Consider the following 6700-nt stretch of genomic DNA (forward strand, 5'->3'; position numbering starts at 1 on the left):
GTAACCCGGGGATTCACTATATGATAAACCCGGGTTACGCTGCGCTGCACCCAGGCTACATTAATTTCTATTTGCCTTAATCATGCGTTGGCATAATAAAAGCACTTTCATTGACTTCACTCACAGGCCATTTACTGGTAACGGTTTTGCGTCGGGTATAGAAATTGATGCTTTCTTCTCCATGCATGTTGGTGTCGCCAAAAGAAGAATGTTTCCAACCGCCAAAAGGATGATTGGCAACAGGGACAGGAATAGGAATATTGATCCCCACCATGCCAACTTGTACGCGTTGGCTGTATTCGCGGGCACTAAATCCATCGCGGGTGAAAATTGCAGTTCCATTGCCGTACTGATTTCTATTTACCAAATCAAGCGCCTCATCAAAATGATTCACACGAACAATCACAAGAACTGGGCCAAAAATTTCATTTTGATAAATAGACATATCCTCATGAACATGATCAAACAAACATGGGCCCATGAAGAAACCCTGGGGGTGTTCAGGATGTTTAAATGTTCTGCCATCAATGATTAATTGTGCTCCTTCGTGTACACCTTTATCTACGGCCGCCAAGACTTTTTCTCGATGTGCTCCGCTAATCAATGGTCCCATATCGGTATCAGGTGCATCACCTGCATTGATGCGCGTCGCTTTGATCTGAGGTGTCATTTTTGCAATCAAGGCATCCGCTGTATGCTCACCCACAGCAACCACGACAGAAATGGCCATGCAGCGTTCGCCTGCAGAACCGTATGCTGCGCCTACAATCGCAGCAGCAGCTTGATCCAAATCTGCATCAGGCATTACGATGCAATGGTTTTTCGCACCGCCAAATGTATGTGCGCGTTTTCCATAAGATGTTGCTGTACTATAAATGTGTTGGGCAACGGGTGTAGAAGCAACCGCAGTAAAGGCAGCAATATCTGGATGAGCAAGTAAATAGTCTACGGTCGTCTTATCGCCATGCACGCAGTTGGCAACGCCATCGGGTAATCCTGCGTCACTTAATAATTCCAACAAACGGACAGGGGCAGAAGGATCTTGTTCTGAAGGTTTTAAGATGAAGGTGTTACCACAAGCAATTGCTGGAATCATCATCCATATAGGAACCATAACTGGGAAATTAAAGGGAGAAACGCCCGCACATACGCCTATGGGTTGTCTTAATGTATGACAATCAATTCCATTGGTTACGTCAGCGGAAAAATCTCCTTGGAGTTGATTGACCAGGCCGCAATGTAACTCCACTACTTCAATAGCGCGTGCTACAGAACCTTTGGCATCGTCTAAAGTCTTTCCATGCTCGCGAGTGATGATGCGTGCGAGATCGGATTGGTTTTTTTCTAATAAATCGCGGAACTTAAAAAGGATTCGTGCTCTTTTAATTGCTGGGGTTTGCGCCCATCCAAATCCTGCTTCTTTGGCGGAAGCAATTGTTTTATCGCAAAGTGAATTAGACGCAAAATGAACTTGACCGACTACTTCACCCAGAGCAGGATTATAAATAGAATGGCTTGTAGTATTTTCATTGATTAATTTGCCACCAATATAATGTTGAACAGTGTAGCTCATTAGCAAACTCCTTTTTATTATTTTTATCAAATTAAGTGATTATTGTAATTGTTTCATGGAATTATTTATACAATAATAACGAAGAGATTAGGACTAAAATAACCTCTTTTTGAATCGTTCTGCACGGGCGTTATTTTGAACTGGGGTAAGTAGTTAAGGAAATTAATCGATGGGAAAAGGAATTATTTTACGTGTACCTCATGGTACCGAATTATCATCTGAAGTACTCCAGGCCTTAGAAGTTCGCTTTCCTGGCTATATTCTAGAAACTTACCATCAGAAGCCCGATAATCACCGCAGTTATGTGCGTCGGGTTAATAGTCTTAGAAATGCGTTCTCTTTTCTTCTTGATGCATACCCATTACCTCCACAGAGCAGCTTTTTAACCAAAAGCACTTTAGAAGATTATGTAGTTGAATGTAAAGACAGTGCGGTAGAAGCAAAAGGCTCGATGGATGAATTGCATAAGGAGCTGGAACGATATACCGCCAAACTAATTGAAGTGATTGCTTTAACGTGGGGTATTTCGATTAAAGAAGCAATCGAACTCTTGAATGAGGCGGAGCAATATGAATTAATGCGCCACGGTCGTTATGATCTGGCTACATTGACGCCCATGAAGTTGGGAGAGGATTCAGATTATATTATCCAGCTCGACGAGTCACTTCCTCCTTACTACGACCAATTTCTAACTGAATTAAAGCAAATAAAAAAAGAAAAATATCCGAAAACGCCACCCTGGTTTTATACCCTTAATGAGTATCAACAAGCTTATTTTTGCAATCTGGATCGAAAAATCGAAAGCCATACTGAAGTGGTTCATGACTTTAATGATTTCTTACTCAACTGGAAATCAATAAAAAAGAAAGCGCTCAGTTTGGTTACAGATCTACAACAAATTGCTACGGGATCCCCGCCACTTCCTGCCTGGTTTAATCAGCTGAGCCCACATTTGCGAGAAATGATGCGCATTTTGGCAGCTGATCCTCATACTTTGGATAAACACTTAACCCAGTTTAAAATGCTGCTGACCTCAGAGAGTTTTACGCAGGAATGTGCAGACACAGTAGGACAGATTTCAAGTATTCCACAATGGTACTGGGTATTACCTCATCATCAGCAGTTTTTTCTGGAGCATGTACTTAAAGAGTTCAAGCAGGAATCAGATGCGGTTACCTTTTTGTCCAGCCGCCATCGAACGCTGCCCTTGCCTGCAAATTATGCTGCCCATAGTTTATTGGCAGTGAAACGTAATGGGGAAATTCGTGAGCTCTCAAAGAAGCGATATCGCTCGAGCCATATTGCCACGCGTGATGGATTAGACTGGCCAGAGGCAGTTCAACAACGCCATAGCGATTCAAATCTTGCCAAAGTGATGGAACATTCGAAGTCAGGACAACTTGCTATATTGCAAACACTGATTAGTCCAATTCATGCAGCAGATTATGTACCGACGTGGATAACGGATTATTTGCCAACATTACCCCCGGATTTGGAGCTGTATAAATTAGCGCGCGCTGCTGTAGAGCGACGAACAAAAACTCAAGCAATTCTCCAAAACAATCATCCCTATAATATAGCAAAACGGCTTTATTACACCCCGTCAAATGATAAAGACAGTTTGAATTTATTGGCTGTTGCGAAAAAATATGTTTCTTCGACCCCAGGACTACAGATACTTTTAGAGCAATATAAAAGTGTTTTAGAGTCAAAACCAGGGACGGCGACGATTTTTGATTATGCTGGCAGAGAATTGTTTTTGAGTTCTTTGGAACAGCTGATTATTTTGACCATCGGCGGCCATTCTTACGGTTCTTGCGTGAGCGGCAAGGATAGGAAAGCGATTGAGCTTATTCATACTGATGCCATGATTCTTTATAAAGAACTCTATGGAAGCTGGCCTGTATTTGATGAACTTCCGGATAAAGAAAATCGCATTCGCTTTGTTTCCCTGGTTGCCGATCTTTATATGAGTCGTCATCATCATGAACATGCGGGGCATAATGCGCCAGGATCTGAGGGAATAAAGACTCCTGATTGGTATTTACCAGAAGACATAGCCGCTGAAATTAAAAAACGTCTGGATGAGCGTGCGCTTAAAGATGATGACCGAATTGCAACCGATAATGAAGTAAAAAATATTTTTATTGGCGGTTCAAAAAAAGTAAAAGAATATTTACTACCTGGAAATTCACTGCTCTGTCGTTTGGTTGCTCGGCAATTAGGTAAAACAAATTGTAATCGGCTTTATGATGCCTTACATCCATTAATCAATGAGAAAAGCCTGTTTATTCCGAGTCCACGTTGGTCTTCAGTGTTCTTTTCTGAGCAGCAGACTAGTCCTGATGGGATACAGAAAATTTTTGATTTAATGCTGAATCCATCCTCTGGGAAAGATAATGTTATTCGGGTTGAAAAGATGCTCTATATTGCATCAGAACGACCTGAGTCCGATGAAAGTCGTACTGAGGCAACGAATTCAGTTTATGGACGGTTGCGTGGCTTTTTAAAGTCAAGTGAAGAGTCCAGTTTTTCTGAATTGGTTGGAACGACAGTAGATGAATGGCGCGGTTTGTTTAACAAGTCCAAAGAGTCGCATCTTAATGAGGTTTCTGTTTATAATTAAACGCCAGGATGAAGCGAAATACAATGAAACTCGGGGCAATATTGGGGGCTGTTTACATTTCGCTAGCTTGAGCCAAAATGGCCTGATTTTCGAGTACCGAAGCGCAGCATACATAAGGTATGTGAGCAGCGGAGCGCAGAAAATCAGGACAGTTTGGCCAAGATAGTAGAAATGTAAACAGACCCTAAATTAACTTCCAAGTGGCACTTCGCTTCACCCAGCGCAGTTAAAGTAGGTGCTCAAGTCCATAGATCAATGTAGATAATCCTGTAACCTTCTTACATGATAAAATAATTCCAGGCATAAAGCTCCGTCGATCAATGCAGTCATCGGTAATGGTTAGCGTTTCACCTTCACTGCCAAAAATGACTTGTTGGCGAGCAATTATGCCAGGCAGACGCAAGGAATGGATGTTGACTTCGCAGTGTTCTCCTCCACGTGCACCAGGAATTAATTCTTTGAGATTCAATTTGTTCTTAGGATCTTTTCGTGCTGCAGCAATCATTTCAGCGGTCTTTAACGCAGTTCCAGACGGTGCATCCAGCTTTTGTTGATGATGTGCTTCAATAATTTCTACCTCAGGTAGGTATTCAGCAGCTTTGGCAGCAAAGAGCATCATCAAAACCGCGCTAATAGAGAAATTAGGTACAATAATTCCACCCAGGCGGCGGCTTTCACATAAAGCAGTTAATTCTTTAATTTGGTTTGGAAGGAGCCCAGATGTTCCAATAACAGGATGTGCACCGTGATCGATAATTGTGAGGCTATTTTGATAAACACAGTCTGCACGAGTCAGATCAACAACAATTTGAGCTTTAGTGTCTGTGATGGCTTGCGCCAAATCATCTTCTTTGCCCAGTTGTGCAACTAATTCAAATTCTTTATGGTTTTGCAGGGTTTCGCAGGCTAGAGAGCCCATTTTACCTTTGGATCCATTAACAATGACACGAGTTAACATAGTTCTCCTTTATGAAATAAGTTATTCTTTTTCTTTTGGGGGAGGATAGTGTGTTCGCCATGCCCAAAGAGTTGCAAAAGGCCATCCAATCACTGTAGCTTGTAAGGCTAGGGAAACAAATGCTGCTCCAGGATTATCATTCATTAGGAATACGATCCATGGAAAGAATGCAGCAAGAAATAGCATAAACAATTTTGGTATGAAGTTTTTCATATGTGCTCCATAAGTCTTCAATGATATCAGACCCGATATATCAACGAAGATAGTATCACATCAATGTGCAGATTAAAGAAATCCTGTTTTCATTATAGGACTATCATCGTTTATTTTTCTACCTTGATTTTCAGTTTCCATGTGCAGTTATGGAACATGATTCAGAGTGCTTGCAAACAATCATTAAACATTGTACATTGTGCGCTCATTCTTAATGTGAATGATTTCGTTTCCGGATATGACATTCAATATCTAACAAGGGTACTCTAATGAGAAGACAAGAGCTGCACCCACGCACTGCCGTTATTAATAAAGCTCAAAAAAATAAGTCTAAAAAAGCGCGAACAGACGCCTTATTGTGGCTCGCTGCAAATTTTCCTGCGGCATTTGATAATTCGTTACGAATCCAGCCGTTAAAAGTGGGAATTATGGATGATATTTTGCTTTATGCAGATAAGGCAGAAGAAGTAGGTATTTCCAAAAGTAAATTAAGAGAAGCAGTGGTTTTATTTACGCGTCGACTTGATTATTTGGCATGCCTTAAGCTACGAGAAATGCGTGTTGATTTGCATGGTAACGAAGTCGGTGCAGTGAGTGAAGAAGAGGCAGAACATGCAGCAGTCAAGATTAAAAAGCGGGTTGAAAAAAGTGTAAGAAATGCGCGTAAGGTTCAGACAGAAAAAACGCCAACTCAATCCAATTCAAATCAGCAAAGCTCCAGTTTTCAAGCGAAAATAATGAGTCAAGCACCCACGACTGGAGAGGATCATTTTCCTACTTATCCAGCGCGCTCCCCAATGTATAATACTTTAAATGCACCCGTTCAACCTGCTAAGACAACGGCTGTAGTTGTGAAGCATAAGACTGCAAAACAATATGATCCCGATGTTGTAGCACGTTTGAAAGAGAAACTGGGGCTGTCTCGAAATGAGAAAAAAGAAGAAACTATCGAATAGTTAATTCATTCAGATAAATTAAATAATCCTCAGTGGCTTAATTTAAGTTATGAACTATTTTTCTGGATGGCTCCCTGCCTGCGAAGGGATGACAGAATCCAGAATATGCAGGGATAACAAAATCTGCGGATAGATGGCAGATACGTTCAGTCAAGTCTGAGTGCTTTGTCATCCCTGCGCAGACACACTACTGTCCGGTAAAAGGAAAAAGAATAGTTGCACGTCCTTGATAAAACACCAAGAATGGCATCCTAAATCCCTATTTAGATCAAAGATGTACTGTGAAAGATAGCGTTTTCAAGAACCATTAAAATCTAATTTTTTTGTAGACTCTTCAGCATTCATCTAGGCACATCACTTAATCTTGCTTCGAT

The 6700-nt window shown here is 41.3% G+C and carries 5 protein-coding genes; 2 read left to right on the forward strand and 3 right to left on the reverse strand.

Annotated elements, in window-relative coordinates; all coding sequences use genetic code 11:
- Positions 1-76 precede the first annotated feature (76 nt).
- On the reverse strand, positions 77-1573 hold the full coding sequence (locus Lani_RS04085; protein WP_019232516.1) for a CoA-acylating methylmalonate-semialdehyde dehydrogenase: 1497 nt from the start codon (positions 1571-1573) through the stop codon (positions 77-79).
- Positions 1574-1742: 169 nt separating this feature from the next.
- On the opposite strand from Lani_RS04085, the gene Lani_RS04090 reads away from it, so the two are divergent.
- The gene (locus tag Lani_RS04090) at positions 1743-4199 is read left to right on the forward strand and encodes a hypothetical protein (protein ID WP_019232515.1); all 2457 of its coding nucleotides are present in this window, start codon (positions 1743-1745) and stop codon (positions 4197-4199) included.
- A gap of 226 nt (positions 4200-4425) precedes the next feature.
- Here Lani_RS04090 and dapB read toward each other — a convergent pair whose 3' ends face one another.
- Positions 4426-5157: a 4-hydroxy-tetrahydrodipicolinate reductase gene (gene dapB / locus Lani_RS04100; protein WP_019232513.1), complete on the reverse strand. Its 732-nt coding sequence runs from the start codon at positions 5155-5157 to the stop codon at positions 4426-4428.
- Between the two features lie 21 nt (positions 5158-5178).
- Entirely contained in the window at positions 5179-5370 is a 192-nt protein-coding gene (locus Lani_RS04105) for a hypothetical protein (RefSeq protein WP_019232512.1), read from the reverse strand.
- Between the two features lie 269 nt (positions 5371-5639).
- Here Lani_RS04105 and Lani_RS04110 point away from each other — a divergent pair, with 269 nt between their 5' ends.
- Positions 5640-6326: a ProQ/FinO family protein gene (locus Lani_RS04110; protein ID WP_019232511.1), complete on the forward strand. Its 687-nt coding sequence runs from the start codon at positions 5640-5642 to the stop codon at positions 6324-6326.
- The last annotated feature ends 374 nt before the right edge of the window (positions 6327-6700 follow it).

The sequence above is a fragment of the Legionella anisa genome, from assembly GCF_001467525.1.
Lineage (GTDB): Bacteria > Pseudomonadota > Gammaproteobacteria > Legionellales > Legionellaceae > Legionella > Legionella anisa.